Genomic DNA, 1217 nt, shown 5'->3' on the forward strand with positions numbered 1-1217 from the left:
GGCCATGCTGCTGCTGGGCTTTGGCGGCGGCCTGCGCCGCTCCGAAGTCGTCGGCCTCGACGTCGGCCGCGACCAGACCGAGGATTCCTCCGGCTGGATCGAAATCCTCGACAAGGGCATGCTGTTGCGCCTGCGCGGCAAGACCGGCTGGCGCGAGGTCGAGGTCGGGCGCGGCTCGTCCGACACGACCTGCCCCGTGGTCGCGCTGGAGACCTGGCTCAAGCTCGCGCGCATCGCCCACGGGCCGCTGTTCCGGCGCGTCACCGGGCAAGGCAAGTCCGTTGGTGCCGATCGGCTCAACGACCAGGAGGTCGCCCGCCTCGTCAAGCGGACCGCGCTGGCCGCCGGCGTGCGTGGAGATCTGCCGGAGGGCGAACGCGGAATGATGTTTGCCGGCCATTCGCTTCGCGCCGGCCTGGCGTCCTCGGCCGAGGTCGACGAACGCTATGTCCAGAAACAGCTCGGCCACACCTCCGCCGAGATGACACGCAAGTACCAGCGCAGGCGCGACCGGTTTCGTGTCAATCTCACCAAGGCGTCGGGGCTCTGAAAAGCCCCCTCCCCTCCCCCGCTTTCGGCCGCCGAATAGCGGTTCGGAAGAGCAGGATTTTCACCTTAGCGTTTCAATTGAAATTGGGAAGTAAAAGCGACACACGGGGTATTCCTTTTCCGGATCCTATCACTATCGATAATGACTGCTTATCGATAGTGATTGATTTGGAGGCGTAAATCGGCCAGAATTGCCCCCAGGGCCCGCCGGCGACGTCGCTCGCGAGCAAGAATGAGCAAAAAAGGCCGCCTGCATGAGCGAAGAAAAACCCGTCCGCCTGCCCGACCCCGCTTCCGTCGAAACCGTGCTCGCGTCTCTCGAGGCGCAGTCGGCCGACGCCGAGCTCGCCCCTGCCCTCAACAAAACCTTTCCAGGCTTTGCCTTCACCGTCGCGACGATCGACGATCCCTACTGGCGCAACCCTCACGCTGTTGTCGCTGCTGACGGCACGCGCCTTGGCGACCATCGCGCCTGGGTCGAGCGCGAACTGGCCGAACTGGGCGGCGATCTGGCTGCGTTCTGGATCCGGCATCGCGAGGACGGGAAAAAATTCGCCGAATGGCGCGGCGCCAGCGCCTTCGCCTTCGCCCCGACCGGGCCGGGCGTCGCCGATTTTTTGCAACTCTCGCTCGGCCGCGAGCTCGAAGTTCTGGCCGGCCCCGTAGTC

1 protein-coding gene and 1 pseudogene are annotated in these 1217 nt (G+C 65.3%); both read left to right on the forward strand.

Annotated elements, in window-relative coordinates; translation table 11 throughout:
• Positions 1–550, forward strand: a 550-nt coding sequence (locus tag EOA33_RS36220) for a tyrosine-type recombinase/integrase (protein ID WP_145989528.1), incomplete at its 5' end; no start/stop codon positions are given.
• A gap of 253 nt (positions 551–803) precedes the next feature.
• Positions 804–1217, forward strand: a pseudogene (locus EOA33_RS36225) (hypothetical protein); the annotation flags it as partial.

The sequence above is a fragment of the Mesorhizobium sp. M4A.F.Ca.ET.050.02.1.1 genome, assembly GCF_003997725.1.
Lineage (GTDB): Bacteria > Pseudomonadota > Alphaproteobacteria > Rhizobiales > Rhizobiaceae > Mesorhizobium.